Genomic DNA, 21,549 nt, shown 5'->3' on the forward strand with positions numbered 1-21,549 from the left:
GTGCGGCGGGCGGTTCCCCCGCTTGCCGGCAGCGGCGCTCCATCGCATAAGCGGGCCATGCCCGAGAGCCGCCTTCCCCGCCTTGAATCCCCTGTTCTCACCGAGCGCGCGCCCGCCAAGGTGAACCTGTCGCTGCGCGTGCTCGGCCGGCGCGCGGATGGTTATCACGAATTGTCGAGCGTGGTGGCTTTTGCCGGCGCGGGCGACCGGCTGACGCTGCAGCCGGGCGAGACTCTGACGCTGGACCTCGCCGGGCCGGGCGCCGCAATCCTTGCAGCGGGCGGCGACAACCTGGTGCTGCGGGCGGCGCGAGAACTCGGCCTGCGCATTCCCGGCCTTCGCACGGGACGATTCAGCCTCGACAAGCGCCTGCCGGTCGCGGCGGGCATTGGCGGCGGATCGGCGGACGCGGCCGCCGCGCTGCGGCTGCTGGCGCGGGCGAACGGCCTGCCACGGGGCGATGACCGCCTGTTCGCCGCCGCGCTGGCCACCGGCTCGGACGTGCCGGCCTGCCTGTACAGCCGAAGCTGCGTGATGGCCGGGCGCGGCGAGGCGCTCACCCCGCTCGCCCTGCCCCGGTTCGGCGCGCTGCTGGTCAATCCGCGCGTGCCGGTGGCCACCGCCGACGTGTTTCGCGCCCTCGGCCTCGCGCCGGGCGCGCAGCTTGGCGCCGCCGCGCCCGTCCCCGCCTTTGCCGGGCGGGGGCCGGCGCTTTTCTGGCTCGCGGGCGAGCCCAACGACCTGGAGGCGCCCGCCCGGCGCCTCGCCCCGGTGCTGGACGAGGTGGACGCGGCGCTGCGCGCGACCCCGGACGCGGGTCTCGTGCGCATGTCGGGCTCGGGCGCGACGATGTTCGCGCTCTATCCCGACTGCCGCGCCGCCGCGCGCGCCGGCAAACAGGTGGCTGGCGCTCATCCTGCATGGTGGGTGAAGCCGACCGTGCTCGGCTGAGGGAACGCGATGCACACCGCCCTGCTCTTCGCCCTCGCCGCCCTGCTCGAAATCGCCGGCTGCTTCGCCTTCTGGGCGGTGGTGCGCAGCGGGGCGAGCGCGCTGTGGCTGGCGCCGGGCACGGTCAGCCTGATTGCCTTTGCCGGCGTGCTGACGCAGGTGGACGCGCCGCTGGCCGGACGCGCCTTCGCGGCCTATGGCGGGATCTATGTCGCCGCGTCGCTGGTCTGGCTGTGGCAGGTGGAGGGCTTCCGGCCCGACCGCTGGGACATGCTGGGCGGCGCGGTCTGCCTCGCCGGCGCCGCCATCGTGGTGTTCGGCCCGCGCGGCTAGAGCATTTTCGAGCGAAGTGGATTCCGGTTCGCGTGAAGAAAATACGTCAGAACAATAACCTAGAGCTTTTTCGGTGAACCGGAATTCACCGGAAAAGCTCTAGAGAACCCGCTCCAGCGCCGCCGCGACACGGCGCTTCACCTCGTCCTTGGCCGGTTCGGATGCCTTGAAGATGGCGGCGAAGCGGAAGAATTCCAGCACGCGGAAATCATGCACGTTGGGGCGGATCAGGATATCCGGCGCGCCGTTCTTCAGCTTCTCGCCGACGATCGAGGAGGCCATGATCTGCAGCGTGGCGAACATCGCCTCGAACGGCGCCGGCATGCCGCGCATTTCCGTGCCATGGCCGCCGGTAATGTCGACCGCCAGCACGATATCGGCCTTGGCGCGCAGCAGGTCGAAGGGCAGCGGGTTGACCGCCCCGCCATCGACCAGCGTGTGCCCGCCATGCTGGACCGGGCGCATCAGCCCGGGAATGGCCAGCGAGGCCGCCACCGCCGGGCGGATCGGGCCCTGTTCGAACATGCGCTCGCAGCGGCCCCAGTAGTCGGTCGCCACCACCTGCAGCGGAATGCCAAGCTCCTCGAAGGTCTCGGGCACGATGTCGGGCAGGAAGCCCGCGATCATCTGCTCGGCATCGATCAGCACGGGATTGCCGAGCCCGGCGAACAGATGGGAAATGCGCCCCACCCGGGCCGCCAGCAGGCGGCGCATCACTTCGCCGCGATTGCGCAGCGTGTGGGCGACCAGCTGGCGCAGCTCGCGGGCGGGCATGCCGGCGGCATAGACGCTGGCGAACAGCGCGCCGATGGAAGCGCCCGCCAGCGCCACCGGCTTCACGCCGAGATCGTCCAGCGCCTCCAGCACGAGAACATGCGAGAGGCCGCGCGCCCCGCCCGAGCCGAGCGCCACCGCGAGGCGCGGCCCCGGCGCGGGCGTGAAGCGGCTGTGCTCGCCGGAGACGACGATGCCGTCAGGGGCCGGCGCCGCGCGGGGAGAGCGGCGGGTCTTCGGTGTCGCGGAGAGATCGGGGGCTGCCACGAGGTCGTTCATGATGCTTCCTGTCCCGCCCCTGACTGGCTCGCGACCGCGGCATTTGTTGGGAAATGCTGCGGCGCACGCTCTATCTGGTGTCGCTCCCCAGCGCGCGCCAGGCGATATCGCGACGATAGAAGCCTTCCGGCCAGTCGATCAGCGCCGCGCCGTCATAGGCGCGCTCGCGCGCCTCGGCCACATTGCCGCCAATGGCCGCGATGTTGAGCACGCGCCCGCCATTGGCGAGAATCGCCGCGCCCTCGCGCCGTGTCCCGGCGTGGAACACCTTCACGCCGGGAACGCTCTCCGCCGCGCCGATGCCCGAGATGCGCGAGCCCTTGGAATAGCTGCCGGGATAGCCGCGCGCCGCCATGACCACGGTGATGGCGGCCTCGGGCTTGAGCGGCACGGGCTGGTTCTCCAGCCGCCCGGTCGCCACCGCGTGGAGCAACGGCAGCAGGTCGGCGTCGAGTCGCAGCATCAGCGCCTGGCATTCGGGATCGCCGAAGCGGACATTGTATTCGATGAGCTTGGGGCCCTTGGCGGTGATCATCAGCCCGGCGAACAGCACGCCCCGATAGGGGCAATCGGCATCGGCGAGCGCGCGCGCGGTGGGCTTGATGATCTCGCCGAGCACCCGGCGCTCGATCTCCGCGGTGAAGATGGGCGCGGGCGAATAGGCGCCCATGCCGCCGGTATTGGGGCCCTCGTCGCCATCGAAGGCGCGCTTGTGATCCTGCGCCGAGCCGAAGGGCAGCACGGTCTCGCCATCGATGAGGCAGAAGAAGGAGACTTCCTCGCCCTCGAGAAACTCCTCGATGAGGATTTCCGTGCGGAAGCCGGCCTCCGGCCCGCCCATGGCGAAGACCTCGTCGATCCCGGCCAGCGCCTCGTCCAGCGTCAGCGCGACGATGACGCCCTTGCCGGCCATCAGCCCGTCGGCCTTGAGCACGATGGGCGCGCCGTGGCGCTCGACATAGGCGCGGGCGGCCTCGCGATCGTCGAACCGGCCGAAGGCGGCGGTCGGGATGTTGTGCGCCTTGCACAATTCCTTGGTGAAGAGCTTGGAGCCTTCCAGCTGCGCCGCGACCTGGCGCGGGCCGAACACGGCGATGCCCTCGTTGATCAGCCGGTCGGCAATGCCCTCGACCAGCGGCGCCTCGGGACCGACCACCACGAGGTCGATCCGGTGCGCCCCGCACAGCGCGACGATGGCGTCGTGATCGGTGAGCGCAATGCCCTCGAAGCAGGTCGCGTAGTCGGCGATACCGGGATTTCCCGGCACGGCGAAGAAGCCCTCGATGAGCGGGCTCTGTGCCAGCTTCCAGGCGAGCGCATGCTCGCGGCCGCCCGAGCCGAGCAGAAGAACGTTCATGCCGAGTGCCTCCAGCCGCCGGTGTTCGTGCTTCGCCTAAAGGTTCGGGCGACAGGGGGCAAGGCCTGTAACGCATCGCTCCGTCGCGCATCGGCCCGTCGTGCGGCGCATGCGTCGCCTATTCGTAGGCGAGCGCCACCACGGGATCGAGCCCGGCCGCCTTGCGCGCCGGCAGGTAGCCGAAGATCAGTCCGGTGAGGAAGGCGCAGCCAAAGGCCAGCAGCGGCGGCAGCAGGCTGAGCACGATGCTGACGCCGAGGCTCTCCAGCAGCACCGCGACGCCGATTCCGAGCGCCACGCCCACCGCCCCGCCGACACCGCACACCACCAGCGCCTCGGTGTTGAACTGCAGCATGATGTTGCTCATGCGCGCCCCCGTCGCCATGCGGATGCCGATCTCGCGGGTGCGCTCGGTCACGCTCACCAGCATGATGTTCATCACCCCGATGCCGGCCACCAGCAGCGAGATGGCGGCGACGCAGCCCAGCACGAGCGTGAGCGTGTTCTGGGTCTCGACAGCGGTTTCCAGGAACTGCGCGGTGTTGCGGACCTGGAAGTCCTCCGCCTGGTGGCGTTCCGTGATGATGCGGGTGACGTCCGCCTCGACGCGCGGAATGTCGGCGGCGTTTTCCACTTTGACGGTGACGGAGTTCACGAAGCGGCGGCCGAAGATCCGCACGAAACCGGTGGAGAGCGGCACCAGAGCGACGTCGTCCTGATCCTGCCCGAAGGCGTTGGCGCCACGGGCTGCGAGTATGCCGATCACCTCATAGGGCACGTTCTTCACGAGGATGTAGCGCCCGAGCGGGTCATCCTCGCCGAACAGGTTGGTGGCCACGGTCTGTCCCAGCACGATGACCGGGGCATAGGCACGCACGTCGTCCGCCGTGAACATCACCCCCTTGGCGATCGGCCAGTCGCGGGCGGCCAGATAATCGGCGCTGGTGCCGGTGACGGTGGTGAAATAATCTTCCGAGCCGAAGCGCAGCGTGTAGCGGCCGGTGCGCTCGGGCGCCACGTCGGCGATGCCGGGAACGGCGCGCAGCGCCTCCGCATCCTCCGGCAGCAGCGTGGCATTGTCGCCGGAGGAGCGCACGCCCACCGCGCCGGGACGGATGATCAGCAGGTTGGTGCCGATCTGCGCGATGCGCTCCATCACCCGTGCCTTGCCGCCATCGCCCACCGCCAGCATGGTGATGACCGAGGCGACGCCGATGACGATGCCGAGCAGCGTCAGCGCGGTGCGGAAAATATTGGCGTGCATCGAGGAAAAGGCCATGCGCACGGCTTCGGCCACGTCGGGCACGAAGCGGGCGAGCCCGCCGCGCCGCGCGGGCCCCACCGCCGGCAGCGGCACGCGGGCGGGCTCGTCCTCCCGCCGCTCGTCGGAGACGATGCGCCCGTCCTGGAAGCGCACGACGCGCCGCGCATGGGCGGCGACATCGGTGTCGTGGGTGATGAGGATGACCGTGTGGCCCTCCCCGTTCAGTTCCCGCAGCAGCGCCAGCACTTCCTCGCCCGAGCGCGAATCGAGCGCGCCGGTCGGCTCGTCGGCGAGAATGATCGGGGCGGCGTTCATCAGCGCGCGGGCGATGGAAACGCGCTGCTGCTGGCCGCCGGAGAGCTGGCCGGGCCGGTGCGCGCTGCGGTCGCCGAGGCCGAGGCGCTCCAGCAGCACATGGGCGCGCTCGACCCGCGGCTCCTTGGCCGCGCCGGCATAAATGGAGGGGATCTCGACATTCTCCGCCGCCGTGAGGGTCGGCAGCAGGTTGTAGCGCTGGAACACGAAGCCGAAGGTCGAGCAGCGCAGCGCCGCCAGCGCATCCTTGTCGAGCGCGGCGACGTCGACGCCATCGACGCGGTAGGCACCGGCCGAGGGGCGGTCGAGGCAGCCGATAATGTTCATCAGCGTCGACTTGCCCGAGCCGGACTGGCCCATGATGGCGACGAACTCGCCCGGCATGATGGTGAGCGAGACGCGGTCGAGCGCGCGCACCACGCTCTCGCCATTGGGATAGATGCGGCTGACATCGTCCAATTCGACCATCGGACGAAGGGCCGCGCCGGTGGCCGACGCGGCGACCCGGCGGGCGATCTCCTCCTCGGCGTCGAGCCGGCGGCCGGGCGCGGGGGCCGGATCGGGGATAGGAGCGGGGCGGGCGACCTCCTCCATGACGGCCTCAGCCGAGCCGGGGCGGCATGGAGGGGCGCGGCTGTCCGGGCGCGCGCGGCGGCGCGGCACCCGCACTGGCGCCGGTGACGACCGTCTCGCCGGGCTCCAGCCCTTCGACGATCTGCGTCACCGTACGGTTGGACAGGCCGGTCTGCACCACCCGATCCTCGATGCCGCCCGGGCTGACCACCTTCACGACATGCGAGCCGTCGCGACGGGTCCGCAGCGCCTGGGTGGGCACCAGCGGCACGTCCCTGGCCTCGCCGAGGCGGAAGAACACCTGCGCGGTCATGTTGGTCATGAGCGTCAGGTCCTCGTTCGGCACGTCGATCAGCACGTTGTAGAGCACCACGTCGTTGACGATGGTCGGGGTCGGCTCGATCTGCCGCACCTGCCCCTGCCAGCGCCGGTCGGGCAGGCCGAGGGTGGAGAAATAGGCCGGCGTGCCGATGCGGATGCGGGGAATGTCGCCTTCCGCCACCTGGGCTGTCACCGTCATGGTCTGCAGGTCGGCGATGCGCAGCACGATGGGGGCGGACTGGTTGGCGTTCAGCGTCGAGCCCTCGCGGGCGGTGATCGAGACCACCGTTCCGTCCATGGGCGCGTAGATCTTGGTGTAGCCGAGATTGGCGAGGTCGCCGTCCAGCGTCGCCTGGGTCTGGGCGATCTGCGCCTTGAGCGCGTCGATCTTGGCAACGCTGATCCGCTCGGTCGCGTCGGCGGCGTCGGCCGCGTCGCGGCTACCGGACTGGTTGGCGAGCAATTGCTGGGCGCGCTGGTTGCGCAGCCTGTCGAGGGTGAGCTGCGCCTGCGCCTGCGCCAGCTGGGCGCGAAGATTGTCGAGGCTGGCGCGGTCGCCGGCCACCCGGGTCTGGTAGACGGTGGGGTCGATCTCGGCGAGCAGGTCGTCCTTCTTCACCACCGCGCCGACATCGGGATGGATGCGGCGCAGCTGGCCGGAGACCTGCGTGCCGACATCGACATAGTTCTTCGGCTGCATGTTGGCGATGGCGGTAACGGTGGTCTCGATGTCGCCGCGCTCGACCCTGGCGGTCTGGTAGGCGGGCGCCGCCTGCGCATCGACGACGAAATGACGGTAATAGGCATAGCCAGCGCCCGCGCCACCCAGCACGAGCAGCAGCAGCACACCCGACCAGCGGCGCCGCCGCTTCGCCCGAGTCCCTGCCGTCCAACCGCCTTCCGACCTCTGCAACATCGCCCCGCTCACCCGAACCATTCTCCTCGGGGATAAGGCCGAACCGCCAGCGTAAAAAGTGAATTCCCTGTAATGATGGATCACGCCATCATATTGGAGCCATTCCAACAACTATTGCCGCAGTAACGCAGCCGCCGGCCGGCCTGTTGGCTCAGGAATCGAAGGGCCGGTATTCGCCCGTCTTCGGGTCCCGACGCAAGGTCACGCGGGTCGCCGGCACATTGGCCTCTTCCGCCCGCCGGGCGGCGTCGAGTTCGGCATTCACGCGGCGCGATTCGCCGGCCAGCAGCTTGACGAGAGCCGCGGCACCCATGGCGCCGAGGGCGAGCACGATCACAGGCGGCATGGTTCGTCTTCCCATTCGCGGGGCAGCATCATCATAATCCGTACCGGCTCCAGAGCGAGCGCTCCTCGGCGGCGGCGAGCAGGTTCTCGGCAATGCCGGCACCGATCGCCGGCGCCACCGCGCCCGCGTCAAGCCCGGCAATGCCGGGTACGCGCCGGCTGAACAGGCCGCTTTTGCCCTCGATCAGCGGCGTCAGAACCTTGTCGCCATAGCGCGCCCGCAGAAACGAGCGGATCTCGCCGATGGCGTCGACAAGGCCGAGTTCCTGCGCCTGCGTCGCGGTCCAGAACGCACCGGAAAACAGCGTCGCCTCGTCATGGCTCAGCACGTCGCCGCGCCGCTGGCGCACCAGCCCGGCAAAGGCGTCATGAATTTCCTTCTGCAGCGCCTTCAGCCGCTCGACATCCTCTGCCTTTTCCGGCTGGAACGGGTCTAGGATCACCTTGCTCTCGCCGGCGGTATAGACGCGCCGGTCGATGCCGAGCTTGTCCAGCGCGCGGTTGAAGCCGAAGCCCGCGCTCACCACGCCGATCGAGCCGACGATGGAAAACGGATCGGCGACGATCTCGTCGGCGGCGCTGGCGATCATGTAGCCGCCGGACGCCGCCACATCCTCGACGAACGCGATGACCGGGAGGTTCTTTTCCTCCGCCAGCAGGCGGATGCGGCGATGGACGAGATGCGACTGCACCGGTGAGCCGCCGGGCGAGTTGATCACCAGCGCCACCGCCTTCGCCCCCTTCACCGCGAAGGCACGGTCGAGCACCCGCGCCGTATTGGCGAAGGTGATGCCGGGATTGAACGGCCGCGACATGCCGATCGCGCCGCTGAGCCGCACCACCGGCACGATGGCGGCGCCCGCGCGCAGCCGCGCGGGCAGGACAGGATCAAGGCGGCGGCGAAGATCGGCGAAAAAGGATGCGTTGGCCATGGTCAAGACATAGGGCGTCGCCCCGGCCGGCTCAAGCCGGTATCGACGAACAGGCCAGCGCCGCTTCCACGCTCGCCCCATCGCGCAGGATGCGCCCGGCCGCCATGCTCGGCCGGCCATCCGCGCCGGCCAGCACCAGCCCCGGCAGCAGCACGGGCTTTGTCCGCCGGCCCTTGATCGCGCCGACGAGCAGGCGGATCGCCGGCGCATCGGCGCGCGGATGCACGGGGCGGATCGTCACGGCCCCGAAACGCCCCCGAAGGAGCGTCAGCAGCGCCTCGATCGCGTCGGGCCGGTGGATCAGCGCGAGCCGCCCGCCCGGCTGCAGCAGCCGCGCGGCGGCGGTGAGCCACGCCTCCATGCCGGCATCGGCCACGCTGTGCGCCAGCGCCCGGCTGGCGCGCGGGGAGACGCGGTGGCGGGCGGGGTCGTTGAAGGGTGGGTTCATCAGCACGATATCGGCCGCCCCGGCCACCGGCGCGGGCGGGCCCGAAGGGCGCCCCACCCGCTCGACAGCCCCCGTCACGACGCTGACCCGCGCGGACAGATCGGGAGACTGGCGGGTGGCATTGTGGCCCGCCAGCGCGGCGGTGGCGGGGTCAATCTCCACCAGCGCGACCTCCGCCCGCGCGAGGCGGGTGGCCAGCGCCAGCCCCGCCGCCCCGACGCCGGCCCCGAGATCGACCGCCCGTCGCGCATCGTCCGGCACGCTGGCGGCGAGCAGCAGCGCGTCGTGCCCGGCGCGATGCCCCCGCGCCGGCTGCAGCAGATGCAGCCGTCCGCCGAGGAAAGCGTCGTCGGTCAGTTCGCCGGCGGCGAGGAACTGCTCGATGGAACCCGGCTCGACGCGCGCGACCACGGGCGCGTCGGCGCCGCCCTTTTCCAATTCGCCCGTCATCGCGCGGAAAGCTCGGCGCCGAGTCCGGCCTCCATCAGGAGCGCGCGGGCGCCGGCGAAGCGCGCCTCCTCCACCAGAAGGCGGCGTGGCAGCAGGCCGATCGAGCCTTCCATCACGCTCATGTGCTGGTCCAGCACGAGATGGCCGATTCCCGCCCCGTCGAGCAGGGCCTCGACGGCGGAGAGGAGAACGATGTCGTTGGTCCGGATGAGTTCACGCATGGGGCCATCATGCCACGTTCATGCGACGATGAGAGCCGGCCGGGCAGGATCGGGCGACGGCTTCGGCTCTTTCCGTCAATGGCGTATTTACGCTATGGGGATGGACGGCGCTCGGGTTGGTGGCGTGCTGCGCGCGCGGCAGCCGGTCACCGCTGCCCTGTGCCGGCGTTTTGGTCAAGAGATTCGGAAGGAACCCCGTGGCCGTCGTTCTGCCCTTCGATCCTGCCGCCGAGGCCTCGGCCGCGCCCTCCATCGAGGGCATCGTCAATTTGGTCCGCGCGGACATGGAGCGGGTCAACGCCCTGATCCTCTCGCGCACCGGCTCCGACGTGACGATGATCCCGGAGGTCGCGCAACACCTGATTTCCTCGGGCGGCAAGCGGCTGCGGCCGATGCTCACCCTCGCCACTGCGGGGCTTGCGGCCTATCAGGGCGATGGCGCGGTCAAGCTCGCCGCCTCGGTCGAGTTCATGCACACGGCGACGCTGCTGCATGACGACGTGGTCGACGACAGCGAGATGCGGCGCGGCAAGCTCGCCGCCCGCATGCTGTGGGGCAACGAGGCGAGCGTGCTGGTGGGCGACTTCCTGCTCGGCCAGGCCTTCCGCATGATGATCGAGGTGGGCAACCTCACGGCGCTGGACATTCTGTCCAACGCCGCCGTGGTCATCGCCGAGGGCGAGGTGGCCCAGCTCGCCGCCGCCAAGAACACCGCCACCAGCGAGGACGAATATCTCGCCGTCATCCGCGGCAAGACCGCCGAACTGTTCGCCGCCGCCTGCGAGGTCGGGCCGGTGCTGGCCGAGCGGCCCAAGGCGGAGCAGGTCGCCTGCCGCAGCTACGGCATGAATCTGGGCATCGCCTTCCAGCTCGTCGACGACGTGCTCGACTATGGCGGCTCCGGCGCCGCGCTCGGCAAGAATGTCGGCGACGATTTCCGCGAGGGCAAGATCACCCTGCCGATCATCCTCGCCTTCCGCCGCGGCACCGAGGAGGAGCGCGACTTCTGGCGCCGCAGCCTGGAGCGCGGCGAGATCGGCGAGGGCGACCTCGCGCGCGCCGTCGGGCTGCTCGAACGCCACCACGCGCTCGCCGACACGGTCAAGCGCGCCCGCCATTACGGCTCCATGGCGTGCGATGCGCTCGGCCTGTTCCCCGCCGGGCCGGCCAAGCGGGCTCTGCTCGACGTGGTGGAATTCTGCATCTCGCGGGTCAACTGAAGGCCGAGCGGCCTTCCGCGTCCTACCGCCGCCCCGCGAAAAAATCGCGCAGCAGCTGCGCCGCCGCGCGCTCGCCGAGGCCCCCATAGATATCGGGCCGGTGGTGGCAGGTCGGCTGCGCGAAGAAGCGCACGCCGCTTTCCACCGCCCCGCCCTTGGGGTCGGCCGCGCCGTAATAGAGCCGGCGCAGCCGCGCCCAGGCGATCAGCCCCGCGCACATGGTGCAGGGTTCCAGCGTCACGTAGAGATCGCAGTCGGGCAGCCGGTCGCTGCCGATAAGGGCCGCCGCCGCCCGCACCACCAACATTTCGGCATGGGCGGACGGGTCGGCACGTTCGCGCGTGCGATTGCCGTCGGCGGCGATCACCACGCCGTCCCGCACCAGCACGGCGCCCACCGGCACCTCGCCGCGCGCACCCGCCTTGCCGGCCTCGGCCAGCGCCAGATCCATGAAACCGGCGCGCGATCCGGAGCCTGTTTCCGAGCCCGATCCCGGGCCTGTATCCTGCCGCTCGGTCACTTCTCGCTCACCTGATGGCCGCTTGCCGCCTCGCGCGCCGCAAATGCTCGCCTCAAGACGATGGACGTGCTAGCACCCGCGCCCCAATACGGATATCGATTTGCACTCCGGATCATCGCCAAGGACCGGACCGACCCCCCGAACGATTGCACCCCATGCCCAAAAACACGCCGCCCCGCAAGGACCAGAACCGCGTACCGCGCGCCCCGCGTACCCTCGCCCCGGCCGAGCCGCGCGAGGCCGAGCGCGTCGCCAAGGTGATCGCCCGCGCGGGGCTCGGCTCGCGCCGCGAGATCGAGGAATGGATCCTCGCCGGCCGCGTGGCGGTGAATGGCGAGGTGCTGGAAAGCCCTGCCCGCACCGTGACGGATGCGGACCACATCACCGTGGATGATGCGCCGCTGCCCGCGAAGGAGCGCACGCGGCTGTTCCTCTATCACAAGCCCAAAGGCGTGGTGACGACCAACTACGACCCCGAGGGACGCCCCACCCTGTTCGAGATCCTGCCCGGCGGCCTGCCGCGTCTGGTCTCGGTCGGCCGGCTCGACCTCAATACCGAGGGGCTCATCCTCCTCACCAATGATGGCGGCCTGTCGCGGGTGCTGGAACTGCCGGAAACCGGCTGGCTGCGCCGCTACCGCGTGCGCGCCAAGGGCTCGATCACCCAGGACAAGCTCGACGCGCTGATCCACGGCATCACGGTCGAGGGCGTGCATTACGGGCCGATCGAGGCGCTGCTCGACCGCGTGCAGGGTGCCAATGTCTGGCTGACCATGGCGCTGCGCGAGGGCAAGAACCGCGAAGTCCGCAACGTGCTCGGCAGCCTCGGGCTCGACGTCAACCGGCTGATCCGGCTCTCCTACGGCCCGTTCCAGCTCGGCGAGATCGCGCAGGGGGCTGTCGAGGAAGTGCGCACCCGCGTGCTGGCCGACCAGCTCGGCCCCGAGCTTTCCGCCGCCGCCGGCGCGGATTTCGAGGGCCCGCTGTTCAACCATGCCGACGAGGACGAGGCGCCCCGCCGCCCCAGCGCGAAAAAGGCCGGCTATGCCAAGCCGGAAGGGGCCGAGGACCGCCACCGCCGCCGGCCGATCGACACCGAGGAAAGCCCCGAGCGCAGCGTGACCTCCGGCCTGGTGGCCGATCGCAAGGGCCGCAAGGTTCTGGTGCAGCGCGTGCGCTCCACCACGACCGAGGAGGCGGAGGAAGCCCCCGCCCGCCCGGCGCGCCGGACCGACGACGCGCGCGCCACTTCACGCCCCACTTCACGCGGACCGCGCGAAGTCGGCGGCGAACGCACCTTCCGCCGTCGCCCCGACGGCGAGGGCGCCCCGGCCGAGGCGGGCGAGAGTGACGCCCCCCGCCCCGCGCGTGCCGGGCGTCCCGAGCGCAAGCCCACCCGCGACCGCGCCGCCGCCGGCCCGCGCCCCGCCCGCCCGCGCTTTGAGGAGCGCGGACCGCGCGAGGAGCCGGAGGGCGGCAATCGCCCGTTCCGTGAACGCAGCGAGCGTCCCACCGGCGACCGTCCGTTCCGGGAGCGCAGTGAGCGTCCCACCGGCGACCGTCCGTTCCGCGAACGCAGCGAGCGTCCCACGGGGGATCGTCCGTTCCGCGAACGCAGCGAGCGTCCCACCGGCGACCGTCCGTTCCGGGAGCGCAGTGAGCGTCCCACCGGCGACCGTCCGTTCCGCGAACGCAGCGAGCGTCCCACGGGGGATCGTCCGTTCCGCGAACGCAGCGAGCGTCCCACAGGGGATCGTCCGTTCCGCGAACGCAGCGAACGTCCCACCGGCGACCGTCCGCAGCGCCGGGAGCGCCCGGAGGGCGCGCGGCCCTATCGTGGCGAGGCGACCGACCGGCCTTTCACCGGCCGGGTGAAATCCGAGCAGAGCCGCACCCGACGCCCGCGTCCCGGCGAGGGCGAGGATGGCGCGCGCGTGGAGCGTCCCGTCCGTCCGCCGCGCGATTTCGACCGCCCCCGCCGCGAGGATGCCGAACGGCCCGTGCGCCGCTTCGATCGTCCCGAGCGCACCAGCGAGGATCGCCCCCCGCGCCGCGAACGGCCCGAGGGTGGCCGGGTCTATGGCGAGAAGTCGTTCGGGGAGAAATCTCCCGGCGAGAAGCGCCCGTTCCGCGAGAAGCGCCCCTTTGGCGACAAGCCCGAGCGCGGCGAGCGGCCGGCGGGAAAGCCCTTCGGGAGCCGCCCGGGTGGTGAACGGTCTGGCGGAGGCAAGCCCTTTGGGGACAAGCCCGGCGGCGGCCGGTCGTCCAGCGGAAAATCCTTCGGTGGCAAATCCTTTGGCGACAGGTCCTTTGGCGGCAAGCCGGGTGGCGCGCCGCGCGCCGGCGGCAAACCGGGCGGTGGAAAGCCGGGCGGCTCCCGTTCCGGCGGCAAGCCCGGCGGCTCCCCCGGCGGCAAGCCCAGCGGACGTCCGCCGCGCGCGCCGCGCGGCTGAGGCGGGCTGAACCGTGCGCATCGTCGGCGGGCGCTTCAAGGGCCGCACCTTGCTCGGGCCGTCTTCCAACGCCACCCGGCCCACCTCGGACCGGCTGCGCGAGGCGCTGTTCAACGTGCTCGCCCATGCCTATGACGACGCGGCGGCCGGCGCGCGGGTGCTGGATCTGTTCGCCGGCACCGGCGCGTTGGGGCTGGAAGCACTCTCGCGCGGGGCAAAGCTCGCGGTATTCGTGGATGATGCGCCCGAGCCGCGTGCGCTGATCCGCGCCAATATCGAGGCGCTGGGCCTCGGCGGTATCACCCGCATCTTCCGCCGCGACGCGACCAAGCTCGGCGAGGCGATGGCGAGCGACGCCTTCGACCTCGTCTTCTGCGATCCTCCCTATGGGCGTGGCCTCGCCGGGCAGGCACTGGCCGGCGCACGCGCGGGCAAATGGCTCGCGCCCGGCGCGCTGGTCATCGTGGAGGAGACGGCCGAGGCCGGCTTCACCGCGCCGGAGGGCTTCGAGGAACTGGAACGGCGGCGCTACGACACGACCGAGATCGTGCTCCTGCGGGCGCCGGGCATCGCGGCCACCCCGGCGACGGTCGGCTCCCCCGCTTGAGCGGTCAGCCGATCGAGGCGACCGCGTCGAGGATACGGGCCATGTCCTCGGGCCGCGACAGGCGGTGATCGCCATCCTTCACCAGCGTCACCACCACGTCGTCCTCGGCGAGGCAGGTGCTGAGCCGCAAGGCGTGCTGCCAGGGCACCACATCGTCGGCGACGCCCTGCAGGATGCGCACGGGGCAGCCGACCGCGAAAGGCGCGCCGAGCACCAGATGGGCCCGCCCATCCTCGATGAAGGCGCGGGTGATCGGCGTCGTGCCGTGCTCGCTCTCGCGATACCACACGCCCTTCTCCAGGATTTCCGCGCGGATCTCCGGCGTCATCGCCTTCCACATCAGCTCCTCGCTGAAATCGGGCGCGGGGGCGATCAGCACCAGCCCGGCCAGACGCGGCTCCCCGCCGCGCGCGGCGAGCGCCCGCGCCAGCAGGAGCGCGATCCAGCCGCCCATGGAGGAGCCGACCACGACCTGCGGTCCGCGCGTCTCAGCGTCGAACACCGCGAGCGCCTCCTGCGCCCAGCGCGAAATGGTGCCGTCGATGAAACGCCCGCCGGATTCGCCATGGCCGGAATAGTCGAAGCGCACCACCGGCCGGCCGGTCTCCGCGCCCCAGCTGGCCAGCGCCTCGGCCTTGCCGCCGCGCATGTCCGAGAGATAGCCGCCGCACCACAGCACGCCGGGGGCTCCCTCGCCGGCCCCGGCCGGGGTGGACCGCACCGCGATCGACCGCGCATCCTCGCCCACGGCGATGAAACGGGGCTGTGTCTGTGCTGTCTGAACGGCGGTTTCCGTCATGCCTGTCTCCTTGAGGTCGCCGCCGCAATGCCGGCCCGTGCCGCGCCGGCACTTGCGATTCGCGCCGCCCGCGCCATCTTCACCTACAGGCCGGACGGGAGCGCGAACAGGGCTCCCCTCCGGCTGGCGGCAGGGCGCGTGAAACTCATCCGGGCATTGATGCGTTCGACCCTGTCGTACCGTTGACTTCTGACCGGTTTGTCAACATGTTCTGCGACCGTTTTACGCGCGCGGAACGAGCCGTCTGGCACGCTTCAGGTCGCGGTAGAGCAGTTTTTCTGAAACGGCAGAGGAGAAAGCCGCCATTCGTCGCCCTATGAGACCCGTCGCGCCGGAGAAGGAAGGCCCGCGCGTCAACGAAGACATCCGCATCCGCGAAGTGCAGCTCATCGATCAGGAGGGCCAGAATCTTGGCGTCATCCCGACTCGTGATGCCATTCTGCGTGCGCAGGAAGCCGGCCTCGACCTGGTCGAGATCGCGCCGAATTCCGTGCCGCCGGTATGCAAGATTCTCGATTACGGCCGCTTCAAGTACCAGAATCAAAAGAAGGCCAACGAGGCCCGCAAGAAGCAGCACATCGTCGAGATCAAGGAAATCAAGCTGCGTCCCGGCATCGACACCCATGACTACGAGGTGAAGATGAAGGCGATCCACCGCTTCTTCGAGGAAGGTGACAAGGTGAAGATCACCCTGCGCTTCCGCGGCCGCGAGATGGCGCATCAGGAGCTCGGCTACAAGCTGCTGAACAAGGTGAAGGAAGAACTCGCCCCCATCGCCAAGGTGGAAGCCGAGCCTTCGCTGGAAGGCCGGCAGATGATCATGGTGCTGGCTCCCCGCTGAGCCGGTACCTTCACGACGACTGCACCTGCGTCATCCCGGAACGGCCGCGAGGCCGTATCCGGGTTGTTTCGTGCGCGGGTTTTCGCTTGCGTGATCGCCGCCCGGGCACGGGCGCCCCTCAGTCCGGCAGCGTGCCGTTCTCCGCCAGCACGGCGCCGGCGAGATAGAGCGAGCCGGTGATGAGCACGCGCGGCGGCGGCGCCACCGGGAAGGCGCTCAGCCCATCCAGCGCGGCCGCAACGCTCGGCGCGACCGAAGCGCTGATGCCATGGGCGCGCGCCGCGCTCGCCACCGCCTCCGGCGGCTGGCCCTTGTGCTCTCCCGGCACCGGCACGGCGACGAGTTCACGCGCGAGCCCGGCGAAGGGCGCCAGGAACGCGCCGGAATCCTTGGTTCCCAGCATGCCGACGATCATGACCAGCGGGCGGGACACCCGGTCCTCGAGGTCGGCCAGCGCCGCCGCCAGCGCCTGACCCCCGGCCGCGTTGTGGCCGCCGTCGAGCCAGATGTCGACGCCCTGCGGCGCGTGCTGGGTGAGCGGGCCCAGCCCGAGCCGCTGCAGCCGCGCCGGCCATTGCGCGGCGCGCATGCCCTCCTCGAAGGCCGAAGCCGGCAGGCGGAAGGCAGGATCGCGCTGCCCGGCCACCCTGAGCGCCTCCACCGCCAGCCCGGCATTGCCGATCTGGTGCGGGCCGACGAGACGCGGGCGCGGCAGGTCCATGAGGCCGTCCTCATCGGCGACGACGAGGCGCCCGCCCTCTTCATGGGCCTGGAACTGCTCGCCCATGATGCTGAGCGGCGCCCTGAGGCGGGCCGCCTGACGCTCGATCACCGCCAGCGCCTCGGGCGGCTGGCGCCCGATCACCGCCGGAACAAGGCGCTTGAGAATGCCGGCCTTCTCCCCCGCGATCTCCGCGACGGTGCCGCCGAGGAAATCGACATGGTCGATGGAGACCGGCGTGATGACGCTGACCAGCGGCGTCTCGATGACGTTGGTCGCGTCCAGCCGCCCGCCGAGCCCCACTTCCAGCAGCAGCACATCGGCCTTCACCTCGGCGAAGAGCAGCATGGCGGCGGCGGTAGTGATTTCGAAAAAGGTGATGGGCGCGCCTTCATTGGCGTGCTCCGCGCGGGCGAGCGCCTCGGTGAGCGTGGCGTCGTCGACCAGCTGGCCGGCCAGGCGTATGCGCTCGTTGAACCGCACCAGGTGGGGCGAGGTGTAGACATGCACGCGCTTGCCCGCGGCCTCCAGCACCGCGCGCATGAAGGCGACGGTGGAGCCCTTGCCATTGGTGCCGGCGACATGAATGACCGGCGGCAGGCGCGTCTGCGGATGGCCGAGCCGCTCCAGCAGCCGCCACATGCGATCGAGCGAGAGGTCGATCAGCTTGGGATGCAGCGCCAGCAGGCGGGCGAAGATGTCTTCCACCGCATCCCGTGGCAGGGGCAGCGCCGGCATGGCGACCTCAGGCGCCCACCGGCGCGACGACCGGCACAGGCGCGGGTGCCGCCGCCGCCTCGGTCCCGGCCTCGGCCGGCGCCGGGGGAAGCGTCACCACGGCCGGTTCGGCCGCCACCGCCGGCGCCCGCATCAGCAGGCGGCACAGCCGGCCCAGCGTGGCGCGCATCTCATGGCGGTGCACGACCAGATCGACCATGCCGTGATCGCGCAGATATTCGGCGCGCTGGAAGCCCTCGGGCAGTTTCTCGCGGATGGTCTGCTCGATGACGCGCGGCCCGGCGAAGCCGATCAGCGCGCCCGGCTCGGCGATCTGTATGTCGCCCAGCATCGCGTAGGAGGCGGTGACGCCGCCCGTGGTCGGGTTGGTGAGCACGACGATATAGGGCAGCTTCGCCTCGCGCAGTTCCTGGATGGCGCAGGTGGTGCGCGGCATCTGCATCAGCGAGAGGATGCCCTCCTGCATGCGCGCCCCGCCGGAAGAGGCGAACATGATGAACGGCGTGCCGCGCGCGGCGGCGGTCTCGAGGCCGGTGATGATCGCCTCGCCGGCCGCCATGCCGAGCGAGCCGCCCATGAAGCCGAAATCCTGCACCGCGACGGTGACCGGCAGGCCTTCCAGCTTGCCATAGCCGACCTTCAGCGCATCCTGCGCGCCGGTCTTGGCGCGGGCATCGCGCAGCCGGTCGGTATAGCGCTTCTCATCGCGGAACTTCAGCGGATCGACCGGCACCGCGGGCAGCGCGATGTCGTACCACTTGCCGCCGTCGAACACCGAGCGCAGCCGGGCGGCCGGCTCCATGCGCATGTGGTAGCCGGAACCGGGAATGACGTGGAGATTGGACTCGAGGTCCTTGTGGAACACAAGCTGACCGGTCTCCGGGCATTTGACCCAGAGGTTCTCCGGCACGTCGCGACGGTTGAGGAAGCTGTTGAGCTTCGGGCGGACGACGTTCGAGATCCAGTTCAACGGCGTGGCTCCGGACGGAAAACGGGAAGCGGCACGGGCGCGCCTTGGCACGCCGGCTTTCTCATCTAATGCCGAAAGCCGGCCAAGGGAAGGCGCCCGCAAGGCAATGCAGCATGCGGGCCTCGCAGGTGCACAGCTGCGGGGCCTCGCACATGAGGGCAGGGCGCGCTATTCGGCGGCCTCGCGCCGCACGCCGCGCACCGCCTGCGCCAACCGGGCGACCAGCGAGGTGACGGCGGAAACCGTGGCCGGCGTCGCGCGGTTGTCGCTGTCGAGGCTGGCGCGCAGCGCATCGACGATCGCCGAACCCACCACCACGCCATCCGCCCCGGCGGCGATGGCGGCGGCCTGCTCGGGCGTGCGCACGCCGAAGCCGACCGCGACCGGCAGCACGGTGTGGCGCTTGATGCGCGCCACCGCCTCGCCGACCCGATCCGCGTCGGGCGTCGCCGAGCCGGTAATGCCGTTGATCGAGACGTAGTAGACGAAGCCCGCCGTGTTCGCGAGCACGGCCGGCAGGCGCTTGTCGTCGGTGGTCGGCGTGGCGAGGCGGATGAAGGCGAGGCCGGCCAGCAGCGCCGGCAGGCACAGCTCGTTGTCTTCCTCCGGCGGCAGGTCGACGACGATGAGACCGTCCACCCCGGCCGCCTTGGCGTCCACCAGGAAGCGGTCCACGCCATAAATGTAGATCGGGTTGTAATATCCCATCAGCACGATCGGCGTGGCATCGTCCTCCTTGCGGAATTCGCGCACCAGCTGGATCGTCCTGGCCAGCGTCTGGCCGGCATGCAGCGCGCGCAGGCCCGCCGCCTGGATCGCCGGCCCATCGGCCATCGGGTCGGTGAAGGGCACGCCGAGTTCGATCACGTCGGCACCGGCCGCCGGCAGCGCCTTGAGCACGGCCAGCGAGGTGTCGTAGTCGGGATCGCCGGCCGTGATGAACGTCACCAGCGCCGCGCGCGCTTCCGTGGCGCAGGCGGCGAAGCGATGGTCGAGGCGGGTTGTCGGGCGGGCGGTCATAGGCGGGTCCCCAGAATTTCCGCCACCTGCGGAATGTCCTTGTCGCCACGGCCGGAGAGGTTGACCACCATGAGATGGTCGCTCGGCAGGGTCGGGGCGAGATCGATCACCTTGGCGAGGGCATGGGCCGGCTCCAGCGCCGGAATGATGCCCTCCAGCTTCGACACCAGCTGGAAGGCGCTCAGCGCCTCGTCATCGGTGGCGGAGATATAGGTGGCGCGGCCAATATCGTGCAGCCAGCTATGCTCCGGGCCGATGCCGGGATAGTCGAGGCCGGCGGAGATGGAATGCGCCTCGGTGATCTGGCCGTCATCGTCCATCAGGAGATAGGTGCGGTTGCCGTGCAACACGCCCGGGCGCCCGCCGGTGAGCGAGGCGGCGTGCTGGCCGGTGGGGATGCCGTGGCCGGCCGCCTCGACGCCGAAGATCCGCACGCCGGTGTCGTCGAGGAAGGGATGGAACAGGCCCATCGCGTTCGAGCCGCCGCCAATGCAGGCGATCAGGCTGTCCGGCAGGCGGCCTTCCGCCTCCAGCATCTGCTCGCGCGTCTCCCGGCCGATGATGGACTGGAAGTCCCGCACCATGCCCGGATAGGGATGCGGCCCCGCCACCGTGCCGATGCAATAGAACGTATCGTGCACGTTGGTCACCCAGTCGCGCAGCGCCTCGTTCATGGCGTCCTTGAGCGTGCTGGAGCCCGACTTCACCGGCACCACTTCCGCGCCGAGCATCTTCATGCGGAACACGTTGGGCGCCTGCCGCGCGACGTCGACGGCACCCATATAGACCACGCATTTCAGGCCGTAGCGCGCGCACAGCGTGGCGGTGGCGACGCCGTGCTGGCCCGCGCCCGTCTCGGCGATGATGCGCTCCTTGCCCATGCGGCGGGCGAGCAGGATCTGGCCAAGCACGTTGTTCACCTTGTGCGAACCCGTGTGGTTCAGTTCCTCGCGCTTGAAATAGATCTTCGCGCCCATGCCCTCGGCCGCACCCGCGCGCAGATGCTCGGTGAAGCGCTCGGCGTAGTAGAGCGGGCTCGGCCGGCCGACATAATGCTTGAGCCCGGCATCCATCTCCGCCTTGTAGGCGGGGTCGGCCTTGGCCTGCTTGTAGGCCTCGTCGAGGTCGAGGATGAGCGGCATAAGCGTTTCGGCGACGAAACGACCGCCGAAAATGCCGAAATGGCCGTTTTCGTCGGGGCCGGTGCGGAAGGAATTCGGAACGTTCACGACAGGCTCGTCTCTCTCGCGGGTGAAGTGTCGGCCGGTCGGGCGGGAGCGGTGGCGGCCGTGTCCGCCGCCCGCGCCGCGCGCACGAAGGCGGCGATACGATCTGGATCCTTGATGCCGGGTGCACGCTCGACACCGGACGATACGTCGACGCCGTCGGGACGGATCAATCGCACCGCCGCGCCGACATTGGCGGGGTCGAGGCCGCCGCCCAGCAGGAAGGGGGCCGCGAAGGCCCGGCCGGCGATCAGGTTCCAGTCGAAGGGAACCCCGTTTCCGCCCGGCAGCACGGCGCCCTTGGGCGGCTTGGCATCCAGGAGCAGCCGGTCGGCCCGCCCGTCATAGGCGGCCAGCCGGTCGAGGTCGGCGGGCATGGCGATGCCGACGGCCTTCATCACCGGCACCCCGAACCGGGCGCGGAGGATGGCGAGCCGCTCGGGGCTCTCCGTGCCGTGCAGCTGCAGCAGGTCCGGCCGCACCGCCGCGACAATGGCGGCGAGCGTGGCGTCATCGGCATCGACGGTGAGCGCGACGATACGGGCACGGCCGCGCGCCCGCGCGGCGAGGGTCTGCGCGGTGGCGAGATCGACATGGCGCGGGCTGGGCGGGAAGAACACCATGCCCACCATGTCCGCCCCCGCACCGAGCGCCGCTTCCAGCGTCTCGGGGGTGCTGAGCCCGCAGATTTTGATCTCAAGCGCCAAGGCCGCCTCCTCGAAGAGAGCCACCTAGCACGGAACCCCGGGCGGAGGCGAGATCTTGGTTCAGGAGAGGTTTGGTTCTGGCGGGGGCGAGGTCGTTGGTGCGTGCGAGCCGTGGCGAAGGTCTCGACGCCGGGTGCCCGCATCCCGGCGCCGCGCTGATGGGCCGCCGCGTCGCAATTCCCATCGATTTGGGGGAAATCTCGGCCGCGCCGGCGCAATCAGCCCTTTCTCAGCGGCAATCGGCATGC

21 protein-coding genes are annotated in these 21,549 nt (G+C 70.5%); 6 read left to right on the forward strand and 15 right to left on the reverse strand.

Translation table 11 applies throughout. The annotated features are described in order from the left end of the window. Nucleotides 1-57: 57 nt before the first annotated feature. On the forward strand, nt 58-951 hold the full coding sequence (locus QOZ99_RS09765; protein ID WP_306889783.1) for a 4-(cytidine 5'-diphospho)-2-C-methyl-D-erythritol kinase: 894 nt from the start codon (nt 58-60) through the stop codon (nt 949-951). Nucleotides 952-960: 9 nt separating this feature from the next. Beyond that, nucleotides 961-1,284 carry a YnfA family protein gene (locus QOZ99_RS09770; RefSeq protein ID WP_306889784.1) on the forward strand — a complete coding sequence of 108 codons (324 nt, stop codon included), beginning with the start codon at nt 961-963 and terminating at the stop codon, nt 1,282-1,284. Nucleotides 1,285-1,383: 99 nt separating this feature from the next. Here the strand turns inward: QOZ99_RS09770 and QOZ99_RS09775 are convergent, their stop codons facing one another. The 8 genes from QOZ99_RS09775 to QOZ99_RS09810 all read right to left on the reverse strand — a co-directional run bounded on the left by QOZ99_RS09775 (nt 1,384) and on the right by QOZ99_RS09810 (nt 9,479). Beyond that, nucleotides 1,384-2,337, reverse strand: a complete 954-nt coding sequence (locus QOZ99_RS09775) for a patatin-like phospholipase family protein (RefSeq protein ID WP_306889785.1) — start codon at nt 2,335-2,337, stop codon at nt 1,384-1,386. Between the two features lie 70 nt (nt 2,338-2,407). Then, complete coding sequence (gene purD, locus QOZ99_RS09780) at nt 2,408-3,694, reverse strand: phosphoribosylamine--glycine ligase (RefSeq protein ID WP_306889786.1); 1,287 nt, start codon at nt 3,692-3,694, stop codon at nt 2,408-2,410. A 118-nt stretch (nt 3,695-3,812) separates the two neighbouring features. After that, nucleotides 3,813-5,741 (reverse strand): MacB family efflux pump subunit, encoded by a 1,929-nt coding sequence (locus QOZ99_RS09785; protein ID WP_306889937.1) that lies wholly within the window; start codon nt 5,739-5,741, stop codon nt 3,813-3,815. Nucleotides 5,742-5,874: 133 nt separating this feature from the next. Continuing rightward, nucleotides 5,875-7,083, reverse strand: a complete 1,209-nt coding sequence (locus QOZ99_RS09790; RefSeq protein ID WP_306889787.1) for an efflux RND transporter periplasmic adaptor subunit — start codon at nt 7,081-7,083, stop codon at nt 5,875-5,877. Nucleotides 7,084-7,234: 151 nt separating this feature from the next. Then, on the reverse strand, nt 7,235-7,429 hold the full coding sequence (locus QOZ99_RS09795) for a hypothetical protein (protein WP_183188845.1): 195 nt from the start codon (nt 7,427-7,429) through the stop codon (nt 7,235-7,237). A gap of 31 nt (nt 7,430-7,460) precedes the next feature. After that, on the reverse strand, nt 7,461-8,360 hold the full coding sequence (locus QOZ99_RS09800) for a S49 family peptidase (protein ID WP_306889788.1): 900 nt from the start codon (nt 8,358-8,360) through the stop codon (nt 7,461-7,463). 31 nt (nt 8,361-8,391) lie between these two features. After that, entirely contained in the window at nt 8,392-9,258 is an 867-nt protein-coding gene (locus QOZ99_RS09805) for a tRNA1(Val) (adenine(37)-N6)-methyltransferase (protein WP_306889789.1), read from the reverse strand. Continuing rightward, complete coding sequence (locus QOZ99_RS09810) at nt 9,255-9,479, reverse strand: putative signal transducing protein (RefSeq protein ID WP_306889790.1); 225 nt, start codon at nt 9,477-9,479, stop codon at nt 9,255-9,257. Before QOZ99_RS09810 ends, QOZ99_RS09805 begins: the two co-directional genes overlap by 4 nt. A 197-nt stretch (nt 9,480-9,676) precedes the next feature. Here QOZ99_RS09810 and QOZ99_RS09815 point away from each other — a divergent pair, with 197 nt between their 5' ends. Beyond that, entirely contained in the window at nt 9,677-10,699 is a 1,023-nt protein-coding gene (locus QOZ99_RS09815; RefSeq protein WP_306889791.1) for a polyprenyl synthetase family protein, read from the forward strand. 22 nt (nt 10,700-10,721) lie between these two features. On the opposite strand, the gene QOZ99_RS09820 is transcribed toward QOZ99_RS09815, so the two are convergent. Beyond that, complete coding sequence (locus QOZ99_RS09820; protein WP_306889792.1) at nt 10,722-11,150, reverse strand: nucleoside deaminase; 429 nt, start codon at nt 11,148-11,150, stop codon at nt 10,722-10,724. A 224-nt stretch (nt 11,151-11,374) separates the two neighbouring features. Between QOZ99_RS09820 and QOZ99_RS09825 the strand changes: the two genes are divergently transcribed. Both QOZ99_RS09825 and rsmD read left to right on the forward strand, forming a co-directional pair. Continuing rightward, nucleotides 11,375-13,672 (forward strand): pseudouridine synthase, encoded by a 2,298-nt coding sequence (locus QOZ99_RS09825; RefSeq protein WP_306889793.1) that lies wholly within the window; start codon nt 11,375-11,377, stop codon nt 13,670-13,672. A gap of 13 nt (nt 13,673-13,685) precedes the next feature. After that, nucleotides 13,686-14,279 (forward strand): 16S rRNA (guanine(966)-N(2))-methyltransferase RsmD, encoded by a 594-nt coding sequence (rsmD, locus tag QOZ99_RS09830; protein WP_306889794.1) that lies wholly within the window; start codon nt 13,686-13,688, stop codon nt 14,277-14,279. Nucleotides 14,280-14,283: 4 nt separating this feature from the next. Here the strand turns inward: rsmD and QOZ99_RS09835 are convergent, their stop codons facing one another. Continuing rightward, nucleotides 14,284-15,078: an alpha/beta hydrolase gene (locus tag QOZ99_RS09835; protein WP_306889795.1), complete on the reverse strand. Its 795-nt coding sequence runs from the start codon at nt 15,076-15,078 to the stop codon at nt 14,284-14,286. A gap of 316 nt (nt 15,079-15,394) precedes the next feature. Here QOZ99_RS09835 and infC point away from each other — a divergent pair, with 316 nt between their 5' ends. Beyond that, nucleotides 15,395-15,919 (forward strand): translation initiation factor IF-3, encoded by a 525-nt coding sequence (gene infC / locus QOZ99_RS09840; RefSeq protein ID WP_183188837.1) that lies wholly within the window; start codon nt 15,395-15,397, stop codon nt 15,917-15,919. A gap of 118 nt (nt 15,920-16,037) precedes the next feature. Here infC and QOZ99_RS09845 read toward each other — a convergent pair whose 3' ends face one another. The 5 genes from QOZ99_RS09845 to QOZ99_RS09865 form a co-directional block, all read right to left on the reverse strand. Beyond that, nucleotides 16,038-17,378 carry a bifunctional folylpolyglutamate synthase/dihydrofolate synthase gene (locus tag QOZ99_RS09845; RefSeq protein ID WP_306889797.1) on the reverse strand — a complete coding sequence of 447 codons (1,341 nt, stop codon included), beginning with the start codon at nt 17,376-17,378 and terminating at the stop codon, nt 16,038-16,040. A gap of 7 nt (nt 17,379-17,385) precedes the next feature. Continuing rightward, complete coding sequence (gene accD, locus QOZ99_RS09850) at nt 17,386-18,348, reverse strand: acetyl-CoA carboxylase, carboxyltransferase subunit beta (RefSeq protein WP_306889798.1); 963 nt, start codon at nt 18,346-18,348, stop codon at nt 17,386-17,388. 168 nt (nt 18,349-18,516) lie between these two features. Beyond that, complete coding sequence (gene trpA, locus QOZ99_RS09855) at nt 18,517-19,368, reverse strand: tryptophan synthase subunit alpha (RefSeq protein WP_306889799.1); 852 nt, start codon at nt 19,366-19,368, stop codon at nt 18,517-18,519. Further along, on the reverse strand, nt 19,365-20,597 hold the full coding sequence (trpB, locus tag QOZ99_RS09860; RefSeq protein WP_306889800.1) for a tryptophan synthase subunit beta: 1,233 nt from the start codon (nt 20,595-20,597) through the stop codon (nt 19,365-19,367). Before trpB ends, trpA begins: the two co-directional genes overlap by 4 nt. Then, nucleotides 20,594-21,301: a phosphoribosylanthranilate isomerase gene (locus QOZ99_RS09865; protein ID WP_306889801.1), complete on the reverse strand. Its 708-nt coding sequence runs from the start codon at nt 21,299-21,301 to the stop codon at nt 20,594-20,596. Before QOZ99_RS09865 ends, trpB begins: the two co-directional genes overlap by 4 nt. Between the last annotated feature and the right edge of the window lie 248 nt (nt 21,302-21,549).

The organism is Ancylobacter amanitiformis (genome assembly GCF_030814815.1).
Classification (GTDB): Bacteria; Pseudomonadota; Alphaproteobacteria; order Rhizobiales; family Xanthobacteraceae; genus Ancylobacter; species Ancylobacter amanitiformis.

What these genes read in the sequence shown, in the direction of transcription:
- QOZ99_RS09785 (WP_306889937.1), bottom strand. Translation starts at nt 5,741, where the DNA reads ATGGTCGAATTGGACGATGTCAGCCGCATCTATCCCAATGGCGAGAGC.
- QOZ99_RS09835 (WP_306889795.1), bottom strand. Translation starts at nt 15,078, where the DNA reads ATGACGGAAACCGCCGTTCAGACAGCACAGACACAGCCCCGTTTCATC.
- QOZ99_RS09845 (WP_306889797.1), bottom strand. Translation starts at nt 17,378, where the DNA reads ATGCCGGCGCTGCCCCTGCCACGGGATGCGGTGGAAGACATCTTCGCC.
- QOZ99_RS09805 (WP_306889789.1), bottom strand. Translation starts at nt 9,258, where the DNA reads ATGACGGGCGAATTGGAAAAGGGCGGCGCCGACGCGCCCGTGGTCGCG.
- QOZ99_RS09810 (WP_306889790.1), bottom strand. Translation starts at nt 9,479, where the DNA reads ATGCGTGAACTCATCCGGACCAACGACATCGTTCTCCTCTCCGCCGTC.
- purD (WP_306889786.1), bottom strand. Translation starts at nt 3,694, where the DNA reads ATGAACGTTCTTCTGCTCGGCTCGGGCGGCCGCGAGCATGCGCTCGCC.
- QOZ99_RS09765 (WP_306889783.1), top strand. Translation starts at nt 58, where the DNA reads ATGCCCGAGAGCCGCCTTCCCCGCCTTGAATCCCCTGTTCTCACCGAG.
- QOZ99_RS09790 (WP_306889787.1), bottom strand. Translation starts at nt 7,083, where the DNA reads ATGTTGCAGAGGTCGGAAGGCGGTTGGACGGCAGGGACTCGGGCGAAG.
- QOZ99_RS09775 (WP_306889785.1), bottom strand. Translation starts at nt 2,337, where the DNA reads ATGAACGACCTCGTGGCAGCCCCCGATCTCTCCGCGACACCGAAGACC.
- QOZ99_RS09820 (WP_306889792.1), bottom strand. Translation starts at nt 11,150, where the DNA reads ATGGATCTGGCGCTGGCCGAGGCCGGCAAGGCGGGTGCGCGCGGCGAG.
- infC (WP_183188837.1), top strand. Translation starts at nt 15,395, where the DNA reads ATGAGACCCGTCGCGCCGGAGAAGGAAGGCCCGCGCGTCAACGAAGAC.
- QOZ99_RS09795 (WP_183188845.1), bottom strand. Translation starts at nt 7,429, where the DNA reads ATGCCGCCTGTGATCGTGCTCGCCCTCGGCGCCATGGGTGCCGCGGCT.
- QOZ99_RS09770 (WP_306889784.1), top strand. Translation starts at nt 961, where the DNA reads ATGCACACCGCCCTGCTCTTCGCCCTCGCCGCCCTGCTCGAAATCGCC.
- QOZ99_RS09825 (WP_306889793.1), top strand. Translation starts at nt 11,375, where the DNA reads ATGCCCAAAAACACGCCGCCCCGCAAGGACCAGAACCGCGTACCGCGC.
- trpA (WP_306889799.1), bottom strand. Translation starts at nt 19,368, where the DNA reads ATGACCGCCCGCCCGACAACCCGCCTCGACCATCGCTTCGCCGCCTGC.
- QOZ99_RS09800 (WP_306889788.1), bottom strand. Translation starts at nt 8,360, where the DNA reads ATGGCCAACGCATCCTTTTTCGCCGATCTTCGCCGCCGCCTTGATCCT.